This is a genomic window from Parageobacillus galactosidasius, from assembly GCF_002217735.1.
Classification (GTDB): Bacteria; Bacillota; Bacilli; order Bacillales; family Anoxybacillaceae; genus Parageobacillus_B; species Parageobacillus_B toebii.
In genome coordinates, this window is sequence record NZ_NDYL01000001.1 from 1,118,262 (window position 1) to 1,143,209 (window position 24,948).

The 24,948-nt window shown below is 45.6% G+C and carries 24 protein-coding genes and 1 other annotated feature; all 24 genes read left to right on the top strand.

The features are described 5' to 3' along the window. Window positions 1–6 precede the first annotated feature (6 nt). Window positions 7–1,140 carry a cell division protein FtsZ gene (gene ftsZ / locus B9L23_RS05940; RefSeq protein ID WP_062753470.1) on the top strand — a complete coding sequence of 378 codons (1,134 nt, stop codon included), beginning with the start codon at window positions 7–9 and terminating at the stop codon, window positions 1,138–1,140. 591 nt (window positions 1,141–1,731) lie between these two features. Further along, window positions 1,732–2,658 (top strand): sigma-E processing peptidase SpoIIGA, encoded by a 927-nt coding sequence (gene spoIIGA, locus B9L23_RS05945; protein WP_089097044.1) that lies wholly within the window; start codon window positions 1,732–1,734, stop codon window positions 2,656–2,658. Window positions 2,659–2,709: 51 nt separating this feature from the next. Beyond that, the gene (sigE, locus tag B9L23_RS05950) at window positions 2,710–3,429 is read left to right on the top strand and encodes an RNA polymerase sporulation sigma factor SigE (protein ID WP_015863365.1); all 720 of its coding nucleotides are present in this window, start codon (window positions 2,710–2,712) and stop codon (window positions 3,427–3,429) included. Window positions 3,430–3,548: 119 nt separating this feature from the next. After that, the gene (gene sigG / locus B9L23_RS05955) at window positions 3,549–4,328 is read left to right on the top strand and encodes an RNA polymerase sporulation sigma factor SigG (protein ID WP_062753466.1); all 780 of its coding nucleotides are present in this window, start codon (window positions 3,549–3,551) and stop codon (window positions 4,326–4,328) included. 89 nt (window positions 4,329–4,417) lie between these two features. Beyond that, complete coding sequence (locus B9L23_RS05960) at window positions 4,418–4,660, top strand: YlmC/YmxH family sporulation protein (protein ID WP_015863367.1); 243 nt, start codon at window positions 4,418–4,420, stop codon at window positions 4,658–4,660. A gap of 93 nt (window positions 4,661–4,753) precedes the next feature. Next, entirely contained in the window at window positions 4,754–5,572 is an 819-nt protein-coding gene (gene pgeF, locus B9L23_RS05965) for a peptidoglycan editing factor PgeF (protein ID WP_015863368.1), read from the top strand. 3 nt (window positions 5,573–5,575) lie between these two features. Further along, complete coding sequence (locus tag B9L23_RS05970) at window positions 5,576–6,253, top strand: YggS family pyridoxal phosphate-dependent enzyme (RefSeq protein WP_041269847.1); 678 nt, start codon at window positions 5,576–5,578, stop codon at window positions 6,251–6,253. Between the two features lie 12 nt (window positions 6,254–6,265). Further along, window positions 6,266–6,700, top strand: coding sequence for a cell division protein SepF (locus tag B9L23_RS05975; protein ID WP_015863370.1), 435 nt, complete (start codon window positions 6,266–6,268; stop codon window positions 6,698–6,700). A gap of 6 nt (window positions 6,701–6,706) precedes the next feature. Beyond that, window positions 6,707–6,976 (top strand): YggT family protein, encoded by a 270-nt coding sequence (locus tag B9L23_RS05980; RefSeq protein ID WP_062678259.1) that lies wholly within the window; start codon window positions 6,707–6,709, stop codon window positions 6,974–6,976. A gap of 48 nt (window positions 6,977–7,024) precedes the next feature. Continuing rightward, a complete protein-coding gene (locus B9L23_RS05985; RefSeq protein WP_062678258.1) occupies window positions 7,025–7,798 on the top strand; it encodes a YlmH family RNA-binding protein in 774 nt (257 codons plus the stop codon). A 74-nt stretch (window positions 7,799–7,872) separates the two neighbouring features. Beyond that, the gene (locus B9L23_RS05990; RefSeq protein ID WP_015863373.1) at window positions 7,873–8,385 is read left to right on the top strand and encodes a DivIVA domain-containing protein; all 513 of its coding nucleotides are present in this window, start codon (window positions 7,873–7,875) and stop codon (window positions 8,383–8,385) included. A 46-nt stretch (window positions 8,386–8,431) separates the two neighbouring features. Continuing rightward, window positions 8,432–8,649: a binding site (T-box leader), on the top strand. Between the two features lie 105 nt (window positions 8,650–8,754). Next, on the top strand, window positions 8,755–11,526 hold the full coding sequence (gene ileS, locus B9L23_RS06000) for an isoleucine--tRNA ligase (RefSeq protein WP_062753463.1): 2,772 nt from the start codon (window positions 8,755–8,757) through the stop codon (window positions 11,524–11,526). 117 nt (window positions 11,527–11,643) lie between these two features. Beyond that, window positions 11,644–12,111 (top strand): signal peptidase II, encoded by a 468-nt coding sequence (gene lspA / locus B9L23_RS06005; RefSeq protein ID WP_015863375.1) that lies wholly within the window; start codon window positions 11,644–11,646, stop codon window positions 12,109–12,111. Then, a complete protein-coding gene (locus B9L23_RS06010; protein WP_015863376.1) occupies window positions 12,111–13,025 on the top strand; it encodes an RluA family pseudouridine synthase in 915 nt (304 codons plus the stop codon). The genes lspA and B9L23_RS06010 overlap by 1 nt, the downstream gene beginning before the upstream one ends. 189 nt (window positions 13,026–13,214) lie before the next feature. Further along, on the top strand, window positions 13,215–13,754 hold the full coding sequence (pyrR, locus tag B9L23_RS06015; protein ID WP_089097045.1) for a bifunctional pyr operon transcriptional regulator/uracil phosphoribosyltransferase PyrR: 540 nt from the start codon (window positions 13,215–13,217) through the stop codon (window positions 13,752–13,754). Window positions 13,755–13,890: 136 nt separating this feature from the next. After that, window positions 13,891–15,195, top strand: a complete 1,305-nt coding sequence (locus tag B9L23_RS06020; RefSeq protein WP_089097480.1) for a solute carrier family 23 protein — start codon at window positions 13,891–13,893, stop codon at window positions 15,193–15,195. Between the two features lie 178 nt (window positions 15,196–15,373). Next, entirely contained in the window at window positions 15,374–16,303 is a 930-nt protein-coding gene (locus B9L23_RS06025) for an aspartate carbamoyltransferase catalytic subunit (protein WP_015863379.1), read from the top strand. After that, on the top strand, window positions 16,266–17,549 hold the full coding sequence (locus B9L23_RS06030) for a dihydroorotase (RefSeq protein ID WP_089097046.1): 1,284 nt from the start codon (window positions 16,266–16,268) through the stop codon (window positions 17,547–17,549). Before B9L23_RS06025 ends, B9L23_RS06030 begins: the two co-directional genes overlap by 38 nt. Then, on the top strand, window positions 17,550–18,644 hold the full coding sequence (locus B9L23_RS06035; RefSeq protein WP_089097047.1) for a carbamoyl phosphate synthase small subunit: 1,095 nt from the start codon (window positions 17,550–17,552) through the stop codon (window positions 18,642–18,644). Further along, complete coding sequence (gene carB, locus B9L23_RS06040) at window positions 18,637–21,834, top strand: carbamoyl-phosphate synthase large subunit (RefSeq protein WP_089097048.1); 3,198 nt, start codon at window positions 18,637–18,639, stop codon at window positions 21,832–21,834. Before B9L23_RS06035 ends, carB begins: the two co-directional genes overlap by 8 nt. Then, the gene (locus tag B9L23_RS06045; protein WP_089097049.1) at window positions 21,831–22,604 is read left to right on the top strand and encodes a dihydroorotate dehydrogenase electron transfer subunit; all 774 of its coding nucleotides are present in this window, start codon (window positions 21,831–21,833) and stop codon (window positions 22,602–22,604) included. The genes carB and B9L23_RS06045 overlap by 4 nt, the downstream gene beginning before the upstream one ends. Then, window positions 22,601–23,542 (top strand): dihydroorotate dehydrogenase, encoded by a 942-nt coding sequence (locus tag B9L23_RS06050; protein ID WP_089097050.1) that lies wholly within the window; start codon window positions 22,601–22,603, stop codon window positions 23,540–23,542. The genes B9L23_RS06045 and B9L23_RS06050 overlap by 4 nt, the downstream gene beginning before the upstream one ends. After that, window positions 23,514–24,233 (top strand): orotidine-5'-phosphate decarboxylase, encoded by a 720-nt coding sequence (pyrF, locus tag B9L23_RS06055; protein WP_089097051.1) that lies wholly within the window; start codon window positions 23,514–23,516, stop codon window positions 24,231–24,233. The genes B9L23_RS06050 and pyrF overlap by 29 nt, the downstream gene beginning before the upstream one ends. Beyond that, entirely contained in the window at window positions 24,230–24,853 is a 624-nt protein-coding gene (pyrE, locus tag B9L23_RS06060) for an orotate phosphoribosyltransferase (protein ID WP_081189372.1), read from the top strand. Before pyrF ends, pyrE begins: the two co-directional genes overlap by 4 nt. Window positions 24,854–24,948 lie beyond the last annotated feature (95 nt).

Here is a 24,948-nt window from a genome sequence, read left to right on the forward strand (position 1 = left end):
TTAGTTATGTTGGAGTTTGACACTACAATTGATCAAATGGCAACGATTAAGGTGATTGGTGTTGGCGGCGGCGGTAACAACGCTGTAAATCGAATGATTGAGCACGGTGTACAAGGTGTTGAGTTTATTGCTGTCAATACGGACGCACAGGCGTTAAATTTATCGAAAGCACCAACAAAGCTGCAAATTGGCGCAAAATTAACGCGCGGTTTAGGCGCAGGTGCAAATCCGGAAGTAGGGAAAAAAGCAGCGGAAGAAAGTAAGGAGCAAATTGAAGAAGCGCTGAAAGGCGCTGATATGGTGTTCGTTACTGCAGGAATGGGCGGTGGAACAGGAACTGGGGCTGCTCCAGTTATTGCTCAAATCGCCCGTGAATTAGGAGCATTGACTGTTGGTGTCGTTACCCGTCCATTCACATTTGAAGGGAGAAAACGGGCGACACAGGCAGCAAGTGGTATTGCCGCGATGAAAGAAGCAGTCGATACATTAATTGTCATTCCAAACGACCGCTTGCTAGAGATCGTCGATAAAAACACACCGATGTTAGAGGCATTCCGTGAAGCAGATAACGTTCTTCGTCAAGGTGTACAAGGTATTTCGGATTTAATCGCAGTGCCAGGTCTTATTAACTTAGACTTTGCCGATGTGAAAACAATTATGTCCAACAAGGGCTCTGCGCTAATGGGCATCGGGATTGCAAGCGGGGAAAACCGGGCGGCGGAAGCGGCCAAAAAAGCAATCTCTAGTCCATTGTTAGAAACATCGATTGATGGAGCACAAGGTGTTTTGATGAACATTACCGGCGGCACGAATTTAAGCCTTTATGAGGTACAAGAAGCTGCCGATATTGTCGCATCTGCGGCTGACCAAGATGTTAATATGATTTTCGGCTCGGTCATTAATGAAAACTTAAAAGATGAAATTATTGTAACGGTTATTGCGACTGGGTTTAATGAAAATGTGGCATCACAATCGCGCCCATCCCGTATTGGAATTGGTACGATTCCGAAAGTAACAGCAGCACCAAAACGGGAAAAACACGAAGAAGCCGTACAAGATTATGCGGCGTTGCGTTCCGCGCAAGCCGAAGATCCGCTTGACATTCCTGCTTTTCTTCGCAATCGCAATCGCCGCCGCTAAACGAAAGAGCGCGAATCTTTTATGGTTCGTGCTCTTTTTCTTTTAGTTAATATTTTTTCCTAGCGCGTATCGCGAAGCTAGGATGGCGACATTTCGCCGTTGCCCGCAGGACGCGGGGTCACTCTTAGGAGAAATAGGGGCGCCTTTTGCTTTTCCATTTGCCTAGTTGCGGCGGCAACACATTGAATTAACTTCTCTGAACAACCCACGCAAGACCAAACTTTGTTTGGTCTGAGCCTCCTCGCGGGTCCTTCAGCGCGTGTCGCGGAGCCAGGATGGCGACATTTCGCCGTTGCCCACAGGACGTGGGCAGCTTTTAGGCGAAATTGGGCGCCTTCCGCTTTTCTTTATTGTCTAGCTCGGCGGCTAGCTCTCTTGTGCGAAATAACCTTCTCCCTTGAAGTGCAAGCACTTCAGCGGTCGAAGAACATTTCGCTTCGAGAGCTAATCGCGCCGCCTCCGCTTTTCTTGTTTCTTTGACAAAAATTCCTGTATTTCACCATCATAAATTGACAGACTTTCCAATAAGATGTACTATATACTATTTTCAGAAACTGCTTGTTTTTGTTGTGAGTGAAGGAGGCTGTTTGATTGGCCGTTTATTTGGATGTCATTTGGTTATTAAATGTTTGTTTTGACAGTTTATTGCTTTGGTTGACAGCAATTATGTTAAAGCGGGATGTCGTGTGGTGGCGAGTGTTGTTTGGAGCGTTTATTGGCGCATCTCTTGTTGTAATGATGTTTACACCGTTTTCTATGTATGCTCAGCATCCGGCAATCAAAATTGTGTTCTCATTTCTCATCGTTTTCGTTACATTTGGATTTAAACGAATAAGGTATTTTTTGGAAAATTTATTTGCCTTTTATTTTGTGACGTTTACGGTCGGAGGAGGTATGATTGCCGTCCATTATTTTTTGCAGCGGCAAATCGATATTCATGCAAGTGTGTTAACAACGTATTCGCTCGGTGTGGGCGACCCGGTCAGTTGGATGTTTGTTTTATTAGGATTCCCAGCCTTATGGTTATTTTCGCGAGCACGCATCAACGGGATTCGCGAAAAAAAGTTGCGATTTGAACATATTGTCGACGTCCTTATTGTATTTGATGGCATACCTCTTCAATTAAAAGGACTCATTGATAGCGGCAACCAACTATATGATCCACTATCGAAAATGCCTGTCATGATTGTTGAGATGAATAAAGTAAAGGAAGTGCTGCCGGAAGAATTAGTGCAACATATCCAGTTAGGAAAATCAATGGATTGGATCAATAATGAGCAATTGGAAAAGTGGGTGCATCGTCTGCGTATTGTTCCATATCGGGTTGTAGGGAGCGAACAACAATTTTTAGTTGCGATTAGACCAGACCGCATCATGATTTTTTACGAACAACAATGGCTGGAAATCCAAAAAGGGCTTGTCGGATTAAACGAAACCAATTTATCTGCTGATGGAGAATATGAGTGTATTATACATCCGAAAATGGTACAAACGGGGAAGAGGCTCACAGCTTCATGATTCGTTACTATATCATACTCGCTTTTTGCTAATTTAGAAGGGGGGATTTTGATGAAAACGTGGAAACTTCGTATCATTTATTTTTGGTATAAGTTATTGGCGAAGTTAAGGATTAAAGCGGATGAAGTGTATTATATCGGTGGAAGTGAGGCGCTGCCGCCACCGTTGACAAAAGAAGAAGAAGAGATGTTGATTAAAAAGCTTTCATCTGGGGATGAAACTGCACGGTCACTGCTTATTGAGCGCAATTTACGGCTTGTTGTATATATTGCGCGCAAATTTGAAAATACGGGAATTAATATCGAGGATTTGATTAGCATTGGAACGATCGGACTTATTAAAGCAGTAAATACGTTTAATCCAGAGAAAAAAATTAAATTAGCGACATACGCTTCTCGTTGCATTGAAAATGAAATATTAATGTATTTGCGCCGCAATAATAAAGTGCGTGCGGAAGTATCGTTTGATGAACCTTTAAATATTGATTGGGATGGTAATGAATTATTGTTATCAGATGTGCTTGGCACGGAAGATGATGTGATTACGAAAGACCTTGAAGCAGATGTTGATCGGCGTCTTTTATTCAATGCGCTAAGGCAGCTTAGCGACCGTGAAAAACAAATTATGGAACTTCGTTTCGGGCTTTCAGGCGGAGAAGAAAAAACACAAAAAGATGTTGCCGATTTGCTTGGCATATCGCAATCTTACATATCACGGCTAGAAAAGCGGATTATTAAGCGGCTTCGCAAAGAATTCAATAAAATGATGTAAAATGACGGCAATGGTTTCGCATTGCCGTTTTTTTATGCATGGATCTGCGTGCATATTTTTCCTTCCGGAGGAGATACTGAAAATGGACGACTTAGCATCTCCTGATGGGAGGGAACAACTTGACAAGAAACAAAGTTGAGATTTGCGGAGTAGACACATCTAAGCTCCCTGTACTAAAAAACGAAGAAATGAGAGAACTGTTTAAGCGAATGCATGAAGGGGATTTGGAGGCAAGGGAAAAATTAGTGAATGGCAATTTGCGGCTTGTATTGAGCGTCATTCAACGCTTTAATAATCGCGGTGAATTTGTGGATGATTTATTTCAAGTTGGTTGTATCGGACTTATGAAATCGATTGATAACTTTGATTTAAACCAAAATGTAAAATTTTCGACATATGCAGTACCGATGATTATTGGAGAAATTCGCAGATATTTGCGCGATAATAATCCGATTCGCGTATCTCGCTCGCTTCGTGATATTGCCTATAAAGCGTTGCAAGTGCGTGAAAAGTTGATGAGCGAGACGGCGAAAGAGCCTTCGGCGGAAGAAATTGCAAAGGTGCTTGGCATTCCTCATGAGGAAGTGGTGTTTGCCTTAGATGCAATCCAAGACCCTGTTTCGTTATTTGAGCCAATTTATAACGATGGCGGTGATCCGATTTACGTGATGGATCAATTAAGTGATGAACGCAACCGTGATAGCCAATGGATTGAAGAAATTGCGCTAAAAGAAGGACTGCGCCGTCTAAATGAACGAGAAAAAATGATTATCCGCAAGCGTTTTTTCCAAGGAAAAACGCAAATGGAAGTTGCCGAAGAAATTGGAATTTCCCAAGCGCAAGTATCGCGGTTGGAAAAGGCGGCGATTCGTCAAATGAATAAAAACATTCAAGTATAAGAGCTGCTCGTTCAGCTCTTTTCTTTTTTACATAAGCCACTAGGCAAACTCATATAGTTATGATAAGAGAAGAAAGCGGGGGATGTTGAATGATGAGAATTTCTGAGTTTCAAACAAAAGATGTGGTAAACGTTGCAAACGGAAAAAAATTAGGCAATATCGGGGACATAGATATTGATTTAGAGACAGGGCAAATACAATCACTGATTATTTTAGGATCAGGGAAAGTACTCGGTTTATTTGGCCGGGAGGAAACGACAGTCATCCCGTGGCAAAATATCGTCAAAATTGGTGCGGACGTTATTTTAGTACGTTTGCATGAAAGCGAGTAAATAAAAAATAAAGATTATCACGTTTAAGCAAACTATGATAAAATAGGAAAAAAAGTGATAAAAATCAACAAAAAAGATATGAGGTAGACGAGGATGTCAGACATTTTTCAACAAATAGAAAAGGAATTGTTGATGCTGCAGTCGCATTCGTTTCCTCAGATCGTCGCTGGATTTACGACGAAACATGGAGGAGTGAGTAAAGGAGCGTTTGCGACATTCAATTTAGGGCTGCATGTTGGGGATGACCCTTCTTTTGTTTGCAGCAATCGACAGCGTTTGGCGGATTTGTTGCAATTTCCACTTGAACGGTGGATATGTTGCGACCAAATACATGATGTTCACATTGAAAAGGTGACAACCGACCACGGTGGAAAAGGAACAACGGATTATCAGTCCGCTATAGCGGGTACGGACGGTCTGTATACAGAAGAGGCAAGATTGTTGCTTGCCTTATGTTTTGCTGATTGCGTACCGCTTTATTTTATGGCTCCGAAACATGGCATGATTGGCCTTGCTCATGCCGGATGGAAAGGAACAGTAAAAAACATTGCGGGAGAAATGGTTCGTCTTTGGCATGAGTGTGAGCAAATTCCTCTTGAGGATATATACGTTGTGATCGGCCCTTCGATTGGCGCTTGTTGCTATATCGTCGATGACCGTGTGATCACGCGCGTCGATCGCGTTTTGGAAGGGGAAGAGAAGCTTCCGTATAAGCAGGTGAGCATAGGGCAATATGCTCTTGATTTAAAAGAGCTGAATAAAGTATTACTGATAAAGGCAGGAATTCATGAAGAACATATTGATGTTTCCGGGTATTGTACGAGTTGTGCTGATCATTTGTTTTTCTCTCATCGCCGTGATCAAGGAAAAACAGGAAGAATGATGGCGTTTATCGGCAGGAAGGAGGAATGAATGATGACGGTTCGCGACAATTTAGCAATCATTCGAGAAAACATTGAAGCAGCGTGCCAACGAGTAGGACGCAACCCTGCCGACATTCGCATTGTTGCCGTTACGAAATATGTAAGTGTAAAGCGGGCGAGAGAGGCGCTAGAAGCCGGCATTACCGATTTGGGAGAAAATCGTGATGACGGGTTGTTGAAAAAATATGAAGCGTTGGGCGCGGAGCCGACATGGCATTTTATTGGCACACTGCAATCACGAAAAGTGAAAAATATTATTGACAAAGTGGATTATATTCACTCGCTTGACCGTATGTCGCTTGCTAAAGAAATCGAAAAGCGAGCAACGAAGCGGGTGAAATGTTTTGTTCAAGTGAACGTATCGGGTGAAGCGACTAAACATGGATTAGCAAAAGAAGAAGTGATTCCGTTTATTCAACAGCTGCAAGATTTTTCGCATATTGAAGTGATTGGTTTAATGACGATGGCGCCTTATACAGATGATGAATCTATTTTACGTACATGCTTTCGTCAATTAAAATTATTGCAAGAAAATGTACAAGCATTACATATTCCAAACGCTCCATGTACGGAACTGTCTATGGGGATGTCCAACGATTACGTGATCGCCATTGAAGAAGGCGCAACTTTTATTCGCCTTGGCACATCGCTTGTTGGAAAAGAATTTTAGGAGGTGAAATCAATGGGATTGATAAAAAAATTTAAAGATTATTTTTTAGAGGAAGACTATGAGGAATATGAAGAATATGAAGAGGAATATGAGGAAGAGGAAGAAATGCGGCAAGCGACAAAGGCAAATACCAAATCCAATGTGGTGAGCTTACAAAGCGTGCAAAAGTCGTCGAAAGTAGTATTAATTGAGCCAAGAGCATATGCGGAAGCGCAAGAAATCGCTGACCATTTAAAAAATCGCCGCGCGGTTGTGGTGAATTTACAACGAATTCAACACGAACAAGCAAAGCGTATTGTCGACTTTTTAAGCGGTACCGTATATGCCATTGGAGGAGATATTCAACAAGTTGGCACAAAAATTTTTTTGTGCACGCCAGATAACGTAGATGTGACTGGTTCGATTTCCATCGATAGTGACGATGATACATCAATGAAGAGGTGGTAGCCGTTTATGCACAGTTTGCTTTGGTTTTTGAGTACATTGATTCAAATTTATTCGTATGCGCTAATTATTTACATTTTGATGTCATGGTTTCCCAATGCTCGTGATACAAAAGTCGGCCAAATGCTTGCGACGATTTGCGAGCCATATTTAGAACCGTTTCGCCGCATTATTCCACCAATCGGAATGATTGACATTTCTCCGATCGTCGCTTTTTTAGTGCTTGAATTTGCGACAAAAGGGTTGTATGCCCTTTTTGATATGTTAAATTTAGTGTGAGGAATCCATCATAGGGTTCCTTTCTTCATGGAAGTTAGGTGTGAACAGATGGAAATATACCAGCATTTTCGCAAAGAAGAACATCATTTTATTGACCAGGTATTAGAGTGGCAAGAAACGGTAAAGAGACAATACGCACCAAAGCTTACTGACTTTTTAGATCCACGTGAGCAACAAATTGTGCAAAGCGTCATCGGTCGCGATGAGGAGGTTCGCATTGCTTTTTTTGGCGGCGCCCCGTTTGTGGAGCGCAAAAGAGCGCTATTGTTCCCGCCATATTTTCAGCCCACGGATGAAGATTATGAAATTGCTTTGTTTGAGGTCCATTATCCGAGCAAATTTATCAGCCTAGAGCATCGCCAAGTGCTAGGGGCGCTCATGTCGCTTGGGTTGAGGCGCGGAAAATTTGGTGATATTTTAATGAAGGAGGAACGGGTTCAATTTTTGGCGGCCAACGAAGTGGCGGACTATATCCGCCTACATTTGCACGCAATCGGAAAAGCAAATGTTTCGGTAGAAAAAAGGCCATTGACAGAGATTATCACGTTAGAAGAAAAGTGGCAAGATACGACCATTACCGCTTCATCATTAAGGCTGGATGCAATATTATCACAAGCATTTCATGTATCACGGCAAAAAATTCAGTCATTCATTGAAAATGGATTTGTAAAAGTAAATTGGAAAATCGTTGAACAAGCACATTTTGAATGCCAACAAGGAGACATTCTTTCCGCGCGCGGATTTGGCCGCTGTAAAATTATATCCATTGAAGGAAAAACAAAAAAAGAAAAGTGGCGCATTCGAATCGGAATACAAAAATAATCGAATGGTTGCAGGAATTGATAGAAAAATGTCGAATGATAAGGAAAAGGAATTTCGAGACGGAGGTGGCCATTGTGCCTTTAACGCCATTAGATATTCATAATAAAGAGTTTAGCCGAGGTTTTCGCGGCTATGATGAAGATGAAGTAAATGAATTTCTTGATCAAGTCATTAAAGATTATGAAATGGTGATTCGCGAAAAAAAGCAACTTGAGGAAAAAGTAGCGGAATTGACAGAAAAACTAAATTACTTTACTAATATTGAAGAAACATTAAACAAATCGATTTTAGTTGCCCAAGAAACAGCGGAAGAAGTAAAGCGAAACGCGGAGAAAGAAGCGAAACTAATCATTAAAGAAGCGGAAAAAAATGCGGAGCGCATCATCAGCGAAGCGCTTGCGAAATCGCGGAAAATCTCTCTTGAAATTGAAGAACTAAAGCGGCAATCGAAAGTATTTCGCATGCGTTTTCGCATGCTCATTGAAGCACAGCTAGAAATGTTGAATAATCGCGATTGGGATGATTTAATGGAATATGAAGTGCCAGAATTAGAAACAAAGGAGAAGGAAGAACTCTCCCAATCTTGACGACCATTGATTTTTTCGCATATAATATCGAATAAAATGAACATAGGCGTTAACGATGAAAGGGACAGTAGCTCTTTCAACGCTTATTTCAGCGAGCTGGGGATGGTGGAAGCCTGGCATAAGCGAAAGAGTGAAGATCACCCTGGAGTTCCATGCTGAACGGAAAAGTAGGCAGTGGCGTGTCATTCACGTTACGAATGCAAAGTGGGCTATGGCATACATAGCCAATAAGGGTGGTACCGCGAGACCGTTCTCGTCCCTTTTTGGGAGAGAGCGGTTTTTTACGTTTCTACTGTCTTTCCAACTTGATCAGCTGCTTATCTATTTCGCTCATTTATACATGAAATAATAAGGATAGGAGGAATGAACATGGATTATAAAGAAACGCTGTTAATGCCACAAACGGAATTTCCGATGCGCGGAAACTTGCCGAAGCGTGAACCGGAAATCCAGAAAAAATGGGAAGAAATGGACATTTATCGAAAAGTGCAAGAACGGACAAAAGGACGTCCATTGTTTGTTCTGCATGACGGGCCGCCGTACGCGAACGGCGATATTCATATGGGACACGCTTTAAATAAAATTTTAAAAGATATTATCGTCCGCTATAAATCGATGAGCGGCTATTGCGCGCCATACGTTCCTGGATGGGATACACATGGACTTCCGATTGAAACAGCGCTCACGAAAAAGGGAGTTGACCGAAAATCGATGAGCGTTGCGGAATTTCGCAAGCTTTGTGAACAATATGCGTATGAACAAATTAATAATCAGCGCGAGCAATTTAAGCGTCTTGGCGTGCGCGGCGATTGGGAAAATCCATATATTACGTTGAAACCGGAATATGAAGCACAACAAATTAAAGTGTTTGGCGAGATGGCGAAAAAAGGACTTATTTATAAAGGCCTAAAGCCGGTATATTGGTCTCCATCAAGCGAATCGGCGTTGGCGGAAGCGGAAATTGAGTATAAAGACAAACGTTCCCCTTCCATTTATGTTGCATTCCCAGTGAAAGATGGAAAAGGAGTGCTTGACGGGGATGAAAAGATCGTTATCTGGACAACAACGCCTTGGACGATTCCAGCAAACTTAGCGATTGCCGTCCATCCAGACCTTGATTATCAAGTGGTGGAAACAAACGGTGCAAAATATGTCGTTGCTGCTGCGTTATTAGAATCTGTTGCGAAAGAAATCGGCTGGGACGAAGTAACGGTTGTGAAAACGATCAAAGGAAAAGACTTAGAATATGTCGTGGCAAAACATCCGTTTTATGACCGCGATTCTTTAGTCATTTGCGGTGAACATGTTACGACAGACGCCGGAACAGGATGCGTTCATACCGCGCCTGGACATGGGGAAGATGACTTTATTGTCGGGCAAAAATACGGCTTGGATGTGCTATGTCCAGTCGATGAGCGCGGCTATATGACAAGCGAAGCGCCAGGCTTTGAAGGACTGTTTTACGATGAAGCAAACAAAGCGATTACGCAAAAATTAGAAGAAGTCGGGGCGCTTTTAAAACTCAGTTTCATCACTCACTCGTATCCGCACGACTGGCGTACGAAAAAGCCGACGATTTTCCGTGCTACGACACAATGGTTTGCATCCATCGATAAAATTCGCGGTGAACTGCTTCAGGCCATTAAAGAAACAAAATGGATTCCGGAATGGGGCGAAATCCGCATCCATAATATGATTCGCGACCGCGGCGATTGGTGCATTTCTCGTCAACGTGCATGGGGGGTACCGATTCCAGTCTTTTACGGGGAAAACGGTGAACCAATTATTACGGACGAAACGATTGAACATGTATCTAACTTGTTCCGTCAATATGGTTCGAACGTTTGGTTTGAGCGTGAGGCGAAAGATTTATTACCGGAAGGATTTACTCATCCATCAAGCCCGAACGGTATCTTTACGAAAGAAACAGACATTATGGATGTATGGTTTGATTCCGGTTCTTCCCATCAGGCAGTGCTTGTAGAACGTGATGATTTACAACGCCCGGCAGATTTATATTTAGAAGGTTCCGACCAATATCGCGGCTGGTTTAACTCTTCGCTTTCGACTGCCGTCGCTGTTACCGGTAAAGCACCGTATAAAGCTGTATTAAGCCACGGATTTGTTCTCGATGGAGAAGGACGGAAAATGAGCAAATCGCTTGGCAATGTCGTTGTGCCGGCGAAAGTGATGGAACAGCTTGGTGCCGACATTTTGCGTTTATGGGTTGCTTCTGTTGATTATCAAGCGGACGTTCGCATTTCTGACAGCATTTTAAAACAAGTGGCGGAAGTATATCGCAAAATTCGCAATACGTTCCGCTTTATGCTCGGAAACTTATTCGACTTTAATCCAGAAACAGATGCGGTTCCGGTTAACGAATTACGTGAAGTCGACCGCTACATGATTGTAAAATTAAACCATTTGATTGAAAACGTAAAGCATGCCTATGAAACGTATGATTTTGCGTCCATTTATCACGATGTGAACAATTTCTGTACTGTTGATTTAAGTGCTTTCTATTTAGATTTTGCAAAAGATATTTTATATATCGAAGCGCCAAACGATCGCGCCCGCCGTTCGATTCAGACGGTATTGTACGAAACGGTTGTCGCGTTAACAAAGCTTGTAGCGCCGATTTTGCCGCATACTGCAGAGGAAGTATGGGAGCACATTCCAAATCGAAAAGAAAAAGAAGAAAGCGTTCAACTTGTTGATATGCCAGAGACAATAAACATTGACGAAGAAGACGCGATTGTTGCAAAATGGGATGCGTTTATGAACTTGCGCGATGATGTGTTAAAAGCGTTAGAAGTGGCGCGCAACGAAAAAGTGATTGGCAAATCGTTGACCGCAAGCGTTACGGTATATCCGACAAAAGAAGCGCGACAATTGCTTGGATCGATCGAAGAAGATCTAAAACAGTTATTTATCGTATCCGAGTTTACGATTGCAGATGACTATGAACATGCTCCAGAAGATGCGCAAAAATTGGCCAATGTGGCCGTTATCGTCAAACCGGCGGAAGGAGAAACATGCGAGCGTTGCTGGGTGGTGACTCCGGAAGTAGGAAAAGATGCGGATCATCCGACATTATGCCCTCGATGCGCCCATATTGTGAAAGAACATTATTCCGCCTAAAGCTGGCGGAGCTGCCGGATTGCGGCGGCTCCGCTGTTTTTATCGCATCATCCAATTGTCTATAATTGCCTGATTATGCTACAATGCATTAGGTATGATATACGTGAGTGGGGGGATATGGTGATATACTATATCATTGCGCTGGCGGTCATCGCCATCGATCAGTGGACGAAATGGCTCGTTGTAAAATATATGCAGCTTGGTGAAAGTATTCCGATCATTCCGAACGTGCTTTATATCACTTCACATCGTAACCGCGGAGCGGCATGGGGTATTTTACAAGGGCAGTTTTGGCTGTTTTATTTGATTACCGTAATCGTTGTCATTGGGTTAGTCGTCTATATTCAGCGTTTGCCGCGCGGAGAGCGGTTGTTTGGAATCGCTTTGGGCCTTATGCTTGGAGGAGCGATCGGCAACTTTATTGACCGGGTTTTCCGCAAAGAAGTCGTTGACTTTATTCATACATACATTGGCACATATAGCTTTCCAGTGTTTAATATTGCTGATTCCGCGCTTTGTATCGGTGTAGCGCTTGTCTTTATTAAAACGTTTTTTGCTGGAAAAACAGAAAAGGAGAATCGGTAATGGATGTTATTCAATTTCATATTGATGCGGAATACGACAATGAACGGATTGATAAAGTGATTGCAGCATTAAATGAAGAATGGTCTCGTTCCAAAGTGCAGCAATGGATAAAAGATGGGCTTGTCACCGTTAACGATCAGCATGTCAAAGCGAATTACAAGAGTTCAGCCGGCGATGTCGTTGTCGTTCGCCTTCCGGAACCGGAGCCGCTTCATGTCGTGCCAGAGAATATTCCGTTAGATATTTATTACGAGGATGCTGATGTTCTTGTTGTCAATAAACCGCGCGGCATGGTCGTTCACCCAGCACCAGGGCATATGCGCGGCACGCTCGTAAACGCCTTGCTTGCCCATTGCACCGATTTATCAGGCATTAACGGAGTGCTTCGTCCGGGTATTGTGCATCGCATTGATAAAGATACATCTGGATTATTGATGGTTGCCAAAAACGATATGGCGCACCAGTCGCTTGTCGATCAACTTGTGAAAAAAACGGTGACGCGAAAATATAAAGCGATTGTTCATGGAGTAATTCCACACGATTACGGCACGATTGACGCGCCGATCGGCCGCGATAAACGAGATCGTAAAAAAATGACGGTAACAGAAGAAAACGGAAAAGAGGCGGTCACTCATTTCCGTGTGTTAGAACGTTTTCGCCACTATACGTTTGTCGAATGCCAATTAGAAACAGGAAGAACCCATCAAATTCGCGTGCATATGAAATATATTGGCTATCCGTTAGCGGGCGATCCGCAATACGGACCGAAAAAGACGCTGCCAATTGACGGGCAGGCTTTACATGCAGGAGTGCTCGGATTTACCCATCCGCGTACAGGAGAATATTTGGAGTTTGAGGCGCCACTTCCGCCTGAGTTTGAGCATCTTTTACAATTGTTGCGAAAAGGTGATTGACAACTAGACAAAGAAAACGTACAATAAGGTCAAATGAATAAGAACCTTTAAATTCAGTCCTGTGAGGCTGAGAAGGGATCGGATCAATATCAATATGATAACGTAAGGCGCAGTATGTCTTGTTCTGTACGCGTGAACGGTTCCTCTCGCTTCCTGGGCGGGAGGATTTTTTTATGGAGGTGAAATGGCATGCAAAAAGCCGTCGTATTAGACGAACAAGCGATTCGCCGCGCATTGACGCGGATTGCCCATGAAATTATCGAACGCAACAAAGGCATTGATGACTGTGTGCTTATCGGCATTAAAACGCGCGGCATTTATTTAGCGAAACGATTAGCGGAACGGATTGAACAAATTGAAGGAAAAGCGATTCCCGTTGGTGAATTAGATATTACATTGTATCGCGATGATTTAACGGTAAAAACAATCGACCACGAGCCGCTCGTGAAAGGAACGGATGTACCATTTGATGTGACGAATAAAAAAGTAATATTAGTGGATGATGTATTGTTTACCGGCCGAACGGTGCGCGCGGCGATGGACGCGGTGATGGACCTTGGGCGTCCGGCGCAAATTCAGCTTGCGGTGCTTGTCGATCGCGGCCATCGCGAACTGCCGATCCGCGCTGATTTCGTCGGCAAAAACATTCCAACATCAAGCTCCGAATTGATTGTCGTTGAGTTGACGGAAGTCGATCAGTTGGATCAAGTCAGCATTCATGAAAAATAAAAGCAATCCCTTTTAAATGCAGTCCCGAGAGGCTGCAAAAGGGACGGAAAGATAGGCTCGGACTATCTCTGTACCCTCTTTGCACCCTCAAGGGCAAAGAGGTTTTTTTATGCAAAAGAAGAAAGGAGTTTTTACGATGAACAAACCTGTGTTAGATATTCAAGACCGGCCATCGCCGATGCAATGGTTAACCCTTAGTTTACAACATTTGTTCGCCATGTTCGGGGCGACGATTTTAGTGCCTTATTTAGTTGGATTAAGCCCGTCGATCGCACTCATTTCCAGCGGGCTCGGAACGCTTGCTTTTCTCATGATCACGAAATGGCAGGTTCCTGCATACCTCGGTTCATCGTTCGCTTTCATCGCTCCGATTATTGCAGCAAAAACAGCGGGAGGGCCAGGAGCGGCGATGATCGGCAGCTTTCTGGCAGGACTTGTGTATGGCATTGTGGCGCTCGTCATTAAAAAGGCTGGCTACCGTTGGATTATGAAGCTATTGCCGCCAATTGTCGTCGGACCGGTGATCATTGTGATCGGTCTTGGATTGGCGAATACCGCCGTGAATATGGCGATGAACAACCCGGATGGAAAATACAGTTTCACATACTTTTCGGTTGCGCTTGTCACGCTTGCGGCAACGATTGTTTGCTCTATTTTCTTGCGCGGCATGCTCAGTTTAGTCCCAGTGCTAGCAGGGATTATCGTTGGTTATGTATACGCGCTTATTGTCGGGGTTGTTGATTTCTCGAAAGTCGTGGAAGCAAAATGGTTCGAAATGCCGGACTTTCTCCTTCCATTTGTCGATTATCCAGTTCACATCACGTGGGACATTGTGCTGCTAATGACGCCAGTCGCGATAGTGACGCTATCTGAACACATCGGGCACCAGCTTGTGTTAAGTAAAGTCGTCGGACGCGATTTAATTCAAAAACCAGGTTTGCATCGCTCGATTTTAGGAGATGGTACTGCGACGATGATTTCTGCGCTTATCGGCGGACCGCCAAAAACAACGTACGGCGAGAACATCGGAGTATTGGCGATTACACGGGTCTATAGCGTCTACGTGTTAGCGGGCGCGGCGATGATTGCGATTATCTTTGGATTTATCGGAAAAGTAACCGCGCTTATTAGCTCGATTCCAACCCCGGTGATGGGAGGCGTGTCGATCTTGTTGTTCGGAATTATCGCCTCTTCCGGCTTGCGCATGCTTGTCGATAGCCGCATCGATTTTGGAGACAAACGCAACTTAGTCATCTCTTCTGTTATCTTAGTCATTGGAATTGGCGGCGCGGTGTTAAAAGTGACAGAACAATTCCAAATTCAAGGTATGGCGCTTGCGGCAATTATTGGTGTCCTCTTAAACCTTATTTTACCGGGTCGCCCGGAAGTAAACGAAAATATGTTTGAAGTAAAAGAAAATAGTAACGATCATGTGGCATAACTGCACCTTTTAATTAAGTCCAGAGAGACTTAAAAGGGTGTTACGACGAGAAGGAAAAAGGTAGATCGTTGTCTGGAAAGACGAAAGTTGCTTTCTGGTCCCTTTTTGCGAACTGTGTAACACCCTGTCTCTAGGCAGGGTGTTTTTTTATGAGAAATCAAGCAAAGGAGAGAAAACGATGGCACATTTGTTTACATTATCTGAACTGTCCGTCACGGAAATTATCCGATTATTAGAGGATGCGGAGCAATTTAGAAAAGGACATTTTTGGCGTCCGCCTGAACCGATGTTTATCGCCAATTTGTTTTTTGAACCAAGCACACGGACAAAATGCAGCTTTGAAATGGCGGAACGGAAACTAGGGCTTCACGTGATTCCGTTTGATGCCGATATGTCGAGCGTACAAAAAGGAGAAACATTGTACGACACGGTCCGCACGCTTGAGGCGATCGGGGTAAACGCGCTTGTTATTCGTCATTCGCAAGATGCGTATTTTGAAGAGCTTCGTCATACGGTCCGCACTCCCATCATTAACGCTGGTGACGGCTGCGGGCATCATCCGACGCAATCGCTCTTAGATTTGCTCACCATCCGGCAGGAGTTTGGCACATTTGCCGGGCTGACTGCAGCAATCATCGGGGATATTCGTCACAGCCGCGTAGCCCGCTCTAATGCCGAAGTGCTGACAAGACTCGGAGCGAAGGTGTTATTTTCGAGTCCCGAAGAATGGAAAGATGAAGCAAATCCATATGGTACGTATGTAGATATTGATACAGCGGTAGCGGAGGCGGATGTCATCATGCTGCTGCGCATCCAGCATGAACGGCACGCGGAAAAAATGGGGCTGACAAAAGAACAGTATCATGAGCGCTATGGACTGACGATAAAGCGGGCGAAAAAGATGAAAGCAAACAGCATTATTTTGCATCCGGCGCCAGTCAATCGCGATGTCGAAATTGAAAGCAGCCTTGTTGAATCGGAACGCTCGCGCATTTTTAAGCAAATGGAAAACGGAGTCTATGTGCGGATGGCTGTGTTAAAACGAGCAATCGAAGAAGGGAGAATGGCCAATGGCAATTATTTTGAAAAATGGCAAGTCGTTCAATAAAGATGGTGTGATCGAACGGACAGAACTAAAAATCGAAAATGGATTTATTACCGCCATCGGCTCCAAGCTTCACAGTGAAGAAGCAGACGAAGTTATCGATGTACAAGGGAAGTTGATATCAGCCGGATTTATCGATTTGCATGTTCACCTGCGCGAACCGGGCGGCGAAGCGAAAGAAACGATTGCCACCGGAACGCTGGCAGCAGCAAAAGGTGGTTTTACCACAGTGGCGGCAATGCCGAATACGCGACCAGTGCCGGATACGAAAGAACAAATGGAATGGCTTTGCAAGCGAATCCGCGAAACGGCTTATGTCCATGTGCTTCCATATGCGGCCATTACGGTCGGCCAGCAAGGAACAGAGCTGACCGACTTTGCCGCATTAAAAGAAGCAAGTGCGTTCGCGTTTACCGATGACGGGGTAGGCGTGCAGTCTGCCGGCATGATGTATGAAGCGATGAAGCGGGCTGCTGCACTAGATATGGCGATTGTCGCCCATTGCGAAGATAACACGCTGGCGAATCGCGGTGTGGTGCATGATGGCGAATTTGCGCACCGCTACGGGCTATATGGAATTCCATCCGTATGCGAATCGGTACATATCGCACGTGATGTGCTATTAGCGGAAGCAACAGGATGTCACTACCATGTGTGCCATATTAGCACGAAAGAATCGGTCCGCGTTGTCCGCGATGCAAAACGGGCAGGAATTCGCGTCACCGCGGAAGTGACGCCGCATCATCTTCTTTTATGCGATGAAGATATTCCAGGCCCTGACGCGAATTATAAGATGAATCCGCCGCTTCGCAGCAAAGAAGACCGCGAGGCGTTAATCGAGGGGCTGCTTGATGGCACGATCGACTTTATCGCAACCGACCATGCCCCGCATACGGAAGCGGAAAAACAAAAAGGAATCAATGCCGCCCCGTTTGGCATTGTCGGTTTGGAAACGGCGTTTCCGCTCCTTTATACCCACTTGGTCGAAACGAACATATTGACACTGAAGCAGCTGATTGATTTGCTGACGGTGAAGCCGGCTGAATGCTTCGGCTTGCCGCTTGGAAAGCTTGCTGTCGGCGAGCGGGCGGATATTACGATTATAGATTTAGAGACCGAAGAAGTAATTGATCCACAGACGTTTGTATCCAAAGGGAAAAATACTCCATTTGCCGGTTGGAAATGTAAGGGTTGGCCGGTGATGACGTTTGTCGGCGGAAAACTAGTTTGGCAGAAAGGAAGAGAATAAATGAAACGGCAGCTTGTATTAGAAGACGGTACGTTTTTTATCGGCGACGCGTTTGGCAGCACGGAAAAAATGGTCGGAGAAGTGGTGTTTAACACGGGAATGACCGGTTATCAAGAAATTTTAACCGATCCTTCTTATTGCGGACAAATTGTAACAATGACGTATCCGCTCATCGGCAATTATGGCATTAATCACGATGATTTTGAATCGATTGAACCGCATGTTCATGGTTTCATTGTTAAAGAAGTGTGCGACTCACCATCCAATTGGCGAAACGAAATGACGCTCGATCAGTATTTAAAAGAAAAACGGATCCCGGGGTTATCAGGAATCGATACGCGAAAATTAACGCGGATTATTCGAAAATATGGCACGCTCAAAGGAATGATCTGCGATTTAGATGCAAGCGTGCAAGAGGTTGTCGAATACTTGAAAACAACGGAACTGCCGAGAGATCAAGTGAAGCGCGTCTCGACAAAAAGCCCGTATCCAAGCCCGGGGCGAGGCTATCGCGTCGTCCTCGTTGATTTCGGCATGAAACATGGCATTTTGCGCGAATTAAATAAACGAAATTGCGATGTGATTGTGCTTCCATATAACGCGACCGCGGAAGATGTATTACGTTTGCATCCGGACGGAGTAATGTTATCAAACGGTCCTGGAGACCCGAAAGATGTGCCGGAAGCGATCGAAATGATTCGAGGCATTCTCGGCAAAGTGCCGCTCTTTGGCATCTGCCTCGGCCATCAGCTGTTCGCGCTCGCCTGTGGCGCCGATACGGAAAAAATGAAATTCGGCCATCGCGGCTCAAACCATCCAGTGAAGCATTTGGCGACGGGAAAAGTAGCGATCACTTCACAAAATCATGGCTATACTGTCAAAAAAGAATCATTGCAACACACAAGATTAGAAGTAACCCACATCGCTTTAAACGACGGCACGGTAGAAGGATTGCGGCATCTTGATTATCCGGCGTTTACGGTGCAATACCACCCGGAAGCCTCACCTGGTCCTGAGGACGCCAACTCGTTATTTGATGAGTTTATTGAGATGATTCGCGAGTTTAAAAAGAAAGGGGAAATCGTTCATGCCTAAACGCCAAGACATTGAAACAATTTTAGTGATCGGTTCCGGCCCGATTGTCATCGGCCAGGCGGCGGAGTTTGATTATGCGGGCACACAGGCATGTTTGGCGCTAAAGGAAGAAGGATACAAAGTTATTTTAGTTAACTCCAATCCAGCAACGATTATGACCGATACGGAAATTGCCGACAAAGTATATATGGAGCCGCTCACGCTCGAATTCGTTTCTCGCATTATCCGCAAAGAACGTCCGGACGCGATTTTGCCGACACTTGGCGGACAGACTGGGCTAAACTTGGCGGTCGAGCTTGCTAGAACGGGGGTGCTCGCAGAATGCGGCGTTGAAATTTTAGGAACAAAATTAGAAGCAATTGAAAAAGCGGAAGACCGCGAACAATTTCGCGCGCTCATGAACGAACTTGGCGAACCGGTTCCGGAAAGCGAAATTATTCATAGCTTGGAAGAAGCATACGCTTTCGTGGAAAAGGTCGGCTATCCGGTTATCGTCCGCCCGGCGTTTACGCTCGGCGGCACTGGCGGCGGCATTTGCAAAAACGAGGAAGAATTGATCGATATCGTTTCTACTGGGTTAAAACTAAGCCCTGTTCATCAATGCTTGCTAGAAAAAAGCATCGCGGGCTATAAAGAAATCGAGTATGAAGTGATGCGCGACGCCAACGATAACGCGATCGTCGTCTGCAATATGGAAAATATCGATCCGGTCGGCATTCACACCGGCGATTCGATCGTCGTCGCTCCAAGCCAAACGCTAAGCGACCGCGAATATCAATTGCTGCGCAACGCGTCGCTAAGAATCATTCGCGCTCTTGGCATCGAAGGCGGTTGCAATGTGCAGCTGGCGCTCGATCCGCATAGCTTCCATTATTACGTCATTGAAGTCAACCCGCGCGTCAGCCGTTCATCGGCGTTAGCGTCGAAAGCAACGGGCTATCCGATTGCCAAGCTCGCCGCGAAAATCGCCGTCGGCTTAACGTTAGATGAAATCATTAATCCGGTGACAGGAAAAACATACGCTTGCTTTGAACCAACGCTCGATTACGTTGTGACGAAAATTCCGCGCTTTCCGTTCGATAAATTCGAATCGGCCAACCGCCGTCTTGGCACGCAAATGAAAGCTACAGGCGAAGTGATGGCGATCGGACGGACGCTAGAAGAGTCACTGTTAAAAGCGGTTCGCTCCCTTGAGACGAACGTCTACCATCTCGAACTTAAAGATGCCGAAAATGTATCAGATGAGTTAATCGAAAAGCGGATTCGCAAAGCGGGAGATGAACGCCTTTTCTATATTGCCGAGGCGCTGCGCCGCGGATTTACTGTCGAGCAAATTCACGAGTGGAGCCAAATTGACCGATTTTTCTTAACCAAAATCGAAAACATCGTCCGCTTTGAAAACGTTGTTCGTGACTATAAGGGGGATATCGAAGTACTGCGAAAAGCGAAAGAAATGGGCTTTTCCGATGTAGCCATCGCCAAGCTTTGGAACAAGAGTGAGCGCGATGTGTATGAGATGCGCAAACAAGCAGGAATCATTCCTGTATATAAAATGGTGGATACATGCGCGGCGGAATTTGAATCAGAAACGCCGTATTACTACAGCACGTACGAAGACGAAAACGAATCGGTCGTCACCGACCGAGAAAGCGTCGTTGTGCTCGGCTCAGGACCAATTCGCATCGGGCAAGGGATTGAATTCGATTATGCGACCGTTCATTCGGTCTGGGCGATTAAAGAAGCGGGCTATGAGGCGATTATTATCAACAACAATCCGGAAACGGTGTCGACCGACTTCAGCATATCGGACAAATTATATTTCGAGCCGTTAACCATTGAAGATGTGATGCATGTCATTGATTTAGAAAAGCCGATCGGGGTTATCGTGCAATTCGGCGGCCAGACGGCAATCAACTTGGCGGCCGAATTAGCGGCGCGAGGCGTCCGCATTTTAGGAACGTCGCTTGAGGACTTAGACCGCGCCGAAGACCGTGACAAATTTGAACAAACGTTATCGGAGCTAGGCATTCCGCAGCCGCAAGGAAAAACGGCATTTTCCGTCGAGGAAGCGGTGCGGATTGCTGAGGAAATCGGCTATCCGGTGCTTGTTCGTCCATCGTATGTTCTTGGCGGCCGCGCAATGGAAATCGTGTATCAAGAAGAAGAGCTATTGCACTACATGGAGCACGCCGTCAAAGTGAACCCGCAGCATCCGGTTCTCATCGATCGTTATTTAATCGGAAAAGAAATCGAGGTGGATGCGATTTCTGACGGAGAAACGGTGTTTATCCCGGGAATTATGGAACATATCGAACGGGCGGGCGTGCATTCCGGCGACTCGATTGCCGTTTATCCGCCGCAAACGTTAACGGAGGACATCAAGCAAAAAATCGTCGATTACACGATTAAATTGGCAAGAGGATTGCGCATTGTTGGATTATTGAATATCCAATTTGTTATGTATCAAGGCGAAGTGTACGTGCTGGAGGTGAATCCGCGTTCAAGCCGCACGGTGCCGTTTTTAAGCAAAATTACCAATGTGCCGATGGCGAATATCGCGACGAAAGTCATTTTAGGAGCGAAACTCGCGGAACTTGGCTATGAAACAGGCTTGAGGCAAGAAATCGAAGGAGTATACGTGAAAGCGCCGGTCTTCTCATTTGCCAAACTGCGCAACGTCGATATTTCGCTCGGTCCGGAAATGAAATCAACCGGCGAAGTGATCGGCAAAGACGTGACATTTGAAAAAGCGTTATATAAAGGGTTAGTTGCTTCGGGAATCCATATTCGTCCATACGGAGCTGTCCTATTGACGGTTGCCGATAAAGATAAAGAAGATGCGATTGAACTTGCAAGACGTTTCTATCAAATTGGCTATCAGCTGCTCGCGACAAACGGCACGGCGGAAGCGTTAAAAGCGGTGGACATTCCGGTAACCGTCGTCAATAAAATCCATTCCGCATCGCCGAACATTTTAGATGTGATTCGTCAAGGGAAAGCGCAAGTTGTCATCAACACGCTTACAAAAGGAAAACAGCCGGAAAGCGATGGATTCCGCATTCGCCGTGAAGCGGTCGAAAACGGCATTCCATGCTTAACCTCGCTGGATACGGCGAAGGCGATGCTTCAAGTCATCGAATCGATGACGTTTTCGACAACGGCGATGACACAAGGGATGGTGCGCGTATGATGAAACAAGAACAAATGACGGTTGTCCGTCACAAGCCGATTGCAAAAAACATTTATGAACTAACGTTAAGCGGCCATTTAGTTGAGGAAATGAATGCACCAGGCCAATTTGTCCATGTGAAAGTGACTTCGCAAGCGGACCCGCTCCTGCGCCGTCCGCTTAGCCTTTGCCGCATCGATCAAGATGCGAGGGAATGTACGCTCATTTATCGGAAAGAAGGAATTGGCACGACATTGCTTTCGGAAAAACGGCCTGGGGAAACAATCGACGTGCTCGGCCCGCTCGGAAACGGATTTCCACTCGATGCCGTAGAGAAAGGACAGCGCGCGCTTTTTGTCGGCGGCGGCATCGGTGTTCCTCCGCTTTACGAATTAGCGAAACAACTTGTCAAAAAAGGAGTTATCGTCACAAGCGTGCTCGGCTTTCAAACGAAAGAGGTCGTCTTTTATGAACGGGAGTTTGCCGAGTTCGGGGAAACGTATATCGCTACTGTCGATGGCTCTCACGGAACGAAAGGATTTGTCACCGATGTCATCCATGAGCGGGCGATTTCGTTTGACGTCTTGTACGCGTGCGGGCCGAAACCGATGTTAAAGGCGCTAGAACAAATGTTTCCAGATAAAGAAGTATATCTTTCATTAGAAGAACGGATGGGTTGCGGCATCGGCGCGTGTTTTGCCTGTGTCTGCCGCGTTCCTGGCAGTGAAACGGCGTATAAAAAAGTATGCAGCGACGGTCCTGTGTTTAAAGCTGGGGAGGTGGTGTTATGAACCGTTTAGCGGTTGAACTGCCGGGGCTTTCGCTTAAAAATCCGATTATGCCGGCATCAGGATGTTTCGGATTTGGCCGCGAATATGCGCAATTTTATGACTTAAGCAAGCTTGGCGCGATTATGATCAAAGCGACAACAAAAGAACCGCGCTTTGGCAATCCGACGCCAAGAGTGGCGGAAACGCCAAGCGGAATGCTAAACGCCATCGGTCTGCAAAACCCTGGCTTAGAAAAAGTAATGAAAGAAGAACTGCCGTGGCTTGCGCAATTTGATGTTCCGATTATCGCGAATGTGGCTGGCTCGACGATGGAGGAATATGTAGAGGTTGCCAAACATATTTCCAAAGCGCCAAATGTTCACGCGCTCGAGCTCAATATTTCCTGTCCAAATGTCAAAAAAGGCGGCATTGCGTTTGGCACCGTTCCGGAAATTGCCGCAGAACTCACGAAGCTCGTGAAAGAAGTGTCCGAAGTGCCTGTCTATGTCAAGCTTTCGCCAAACGTCACCAACATTGTCGAGATGGCGAAAGCGATTGAAGCGGCGGGAGCGGACGGACTAACGATGATTAATACACTTCTTGGCATGCGCATCGATGTGAAAACGGCAAAGCCGATTTTGGCGAACCGAACCGGGGGATTATCGGGACCGGCGATTAAGCCGATTGCGATCCGCATGATTTATGAAGTAAGCCAAGCCGTTTCGATTCCGATTATCGGCATGGGCGGCATTCAATCTGCTGAAGATGTCATTGAGTTTTTCTATGCCGGCGCCAGCGCCGTCGCAATTGGGACGGCGAATTTTATCGACCCGTTTGTCTGCCCGAACATTATTGACAAACTGCCGGCGCTTTTGGACGAGCTTGGCATCGACCACATTTCCGAATGCATGGGAAGGAGCTGGAAAAAAGGTGAACGATCCGTTTATTGTGGCGCTTGATTTTTCGTCGGGCAAGGAAGTACGAACATTTTTACAGCCATTTTCTCATACATCGCTATTTGTCAAAGTGGGCATGGAATTATACTATCAAGAAGGTCCCGCGATCATTCATAGCTTAAAAGAACAAGGACACCGGATTTTCCTTGATTTAAAGCTGCATGATATTCCGAATACGGTCAAACGCGCCATGCAGGGATTGGCCCGTTTAGAGGTCGATTTAGTCAACGTCCATGCCGCCGGTGGAACGCGGATGATGGAAGCGGCGCTCGAAGGATTAGAAGCGGGAACGCCAAACGGAGCGCGCCGTCCATATTGCATCGCCGTCACGCAGCTGACAAGCACAAGCGAGCAAATGCTGCATAACGAACTTTGGATCGGCCGGACAATGGAAGAAACGGTGCTTCATTACGCGGCACTGGCGAAACAAAGCGGGCTTGACGGGGTCGTCTGCTCGGCAAAAGAAGTGCCGCTTATCCGCAAACATTGCGGAGAAGCCTTTTTGACCGTTACCCCAGGCATTCGCTTTGCCGATGATGAAAAAAACGATCAAGTCCGCGTCGTCACCCCATATGAAGCAAAAAAACTCGGCGCAAGCTTTATTGTCATCGGTAGAAGCATTACCTGCGCAGAAAATCCAATTGCGGCTTATGAGCGTTTGCAACAGGAATGGAAGGGAGAAGAGAAGAAATGAAAAAAGAAATCGCTGCACATTTGCTTGAAATTGGTGCGGTATCGCTAGAGCCGCAAGAACCGTTTACTTGGTCGTCCGGATTAAAATCGCCGATTTATTGCGATAACCGTCTTACACTTGCGTATCCGAACGTACGAAACGCGATCGCCGATGGGCTCACTAAGCTGATCCGCGCACATTTTTCCAACATCGAAGCAATCGCCGGAACGGCCACAGCCGGCATTCCACATGCGGCATGGGTCAGTGAACGGCTAAACCTGCCGATGTGCTACGTGCGCAGCCAAGCAAAAGGCCACGGAAAAGGAAAGCAGATTGAAGGAAAAGTCGACAAAGGACAAAAGGTCGTTGTCGTTGAGGACTTAATTTCTACAGGCGGAAGCTCTTTGAATGCCGTCCGCGCATTGCGGGAAGCAGGCTGTCAAGTACTTGGTATCGTCGCCATTTTTACGTACGGACTCGAAAAAGCAAAACAAGCATTTGCGGAAAATAACGTAGAAGTGTATACACTGACAGATTACGACACACTTATTGAAACCGCAGTCGAACTGGGCGTCGTGACAGAACAAGACCTCACCACTTTAAGAAAATGGCGGGAAAACCCGGAAGAGTGGGGAAAATAAAATGGATGCGAGTAAGAGAGCGCACAGCGGAACGCGCTCTTTTTTTCATGATCCGGCTCCGTTCTTTTGATTAAGGAGAGCAGGTAATATAATAG

What these genes read in the sequence shown, in the direction of transcription:
- ftsZ (WP_062753470.1), top strand. Translation starts at nt 7, where the DNA reads ATGTTGGAGTTTGACACTACAATTGATCAAATGGCAACGATTAAGGTG.
- sigE (WP_015863365.1), top strand. Translation starts at nt 2,710, where the DNA reads ATGAAAACGTGGAAACTTCGTATCATTTATTTTTGGTATAAGTTATTG.
- B9L23_RS05960 (WP_015863367.1), top strand. Translation starts at nt 4,418, where the DNA reads ATGATGAGAATTTCTGAGTTTCAAACAAAAGATGTGGTAAACGTTGCA.
- pgeF (WP_015863368.1), top strand. Translation starts at nt 4,754, where the DNA reads ATGTCAGACATTTTTCAACAAATAGAAAAGGAATTGTTGATGCTGCAG.
- B9L23_RS05970 (WP_041269847.1), top strand. Translation starts at nt 5,576, where the DNA reads ATGACGGTTCGCGACAATTTAGCAATCATTCGAGAAAACATTGAAGCA.
- B9L23_RS05975 (WP_015863370.1), top strand. Translation starts at nt 6,266, where the DNA reads ATGGGATTGATAAAAAAATTTAAAGATTATTTTTTAGAGGAAGACTAT.
- B9L23_RS05980 (WP_062678259.1), top strand. Translation starts at nt 6,707, where the DNA reads ATGCACAGTTTGCTTTGGTTTTTGAGTACATTGATTCAAATTTATTCG.
- B9L23_RS05985 (WP_062678258.1), top strand. Translation starts at nt 7,025, where the DNA reads ATGGAAATATACCAGCATTTTCGCAAAGAAGAACATCATTTTATTGAC.
- ileS (WP_062753463.1), top strand. Translation starts at nt 8,755, where the DNA reads ATGGATTATAAAGAAACGCTGTTAATGCCACAAACGGAATTTCCGATG.
- lspA (WP_015863375.1), top strand. Translation starts at nt 11,644, where the DNA reads ATGGTGATATACTATATCATTGCGCTGGCGGTCATCGCCATCGATCAG.
- B9L23_RS06010 (WP_015863376.1), top strand. Translation starts at nt 12,111, where the DNA reads ATGGATGTTATTCAATTTCATATTGATGCGGAATACGACAATGAACGG.
- pyrR (WP_089097045.1), top strand. Translation starts at nt 13,215, where the DNA reads ATGCAAAAAGCCGTCGTATTAGACGAACAAGCGATTCGCCGCGCATTG.
- B9L23_RS06020 (WP_089097480.1), top strand. Translation starts at nt 13,891, where the DNA reads ATGAACAAACCTGTGTTAGATATTCAAGACCGGCCATCGCCGATGCAA.
- B9L23_RS06025 (WP_015863379.1), top strand. Translation starts at nt 15,374, where the DNA reads ATGGCACATTTGTTTACATTATCTGAACTGTCCGTCACGGAAATTATC.
- B9L23_RS06030 (WP_089097046.1), top strand. Translation starts at nt 16,266, where the DNA reads ATGGCAATTATTTTGAAAAATGGCAAGTCGTTCAATAAAGATGGTGTG.
- B9L23_RS06035 (WP_089097047.1), top strand. Translation starts at nt 17,550, where the DNA reads ATGAAACGGCAGCTTGTATTAGAAGACGGTACGTTTTTTATCGGCGAC.
- carB (WP_089097048.1), top strand. Translation starts at nt 18,637, where the DNA reads ATGCCTAAACGCCAAGACATTGAAACAATTTTAGTGATCGGTTCCGGC.
- B9L23_RS06045 (WP_089097049.1), top strand. Translation starts at nt 21,831, where the DNA reads ATGATGAAACAAGAACAAATGACGGTTGTCCGTCACAAGCCGATTGCA.
- B9L23_RS06050 (WP_089097050.1), top strand. Translation starts at nt 22,601, where the DNA reads ATGAACCGTTTAGCGGTTGAACTGCCGGGGCTTTCGCTTAAAAATCCG.
- pyrE (WP_081189372.1), top strand. Translation starts at nt 24,230, where the DNA reads ATGAAAAAAGAAATCGCTGCACATTTGCTTGAAATTGGTGCGGTATCG.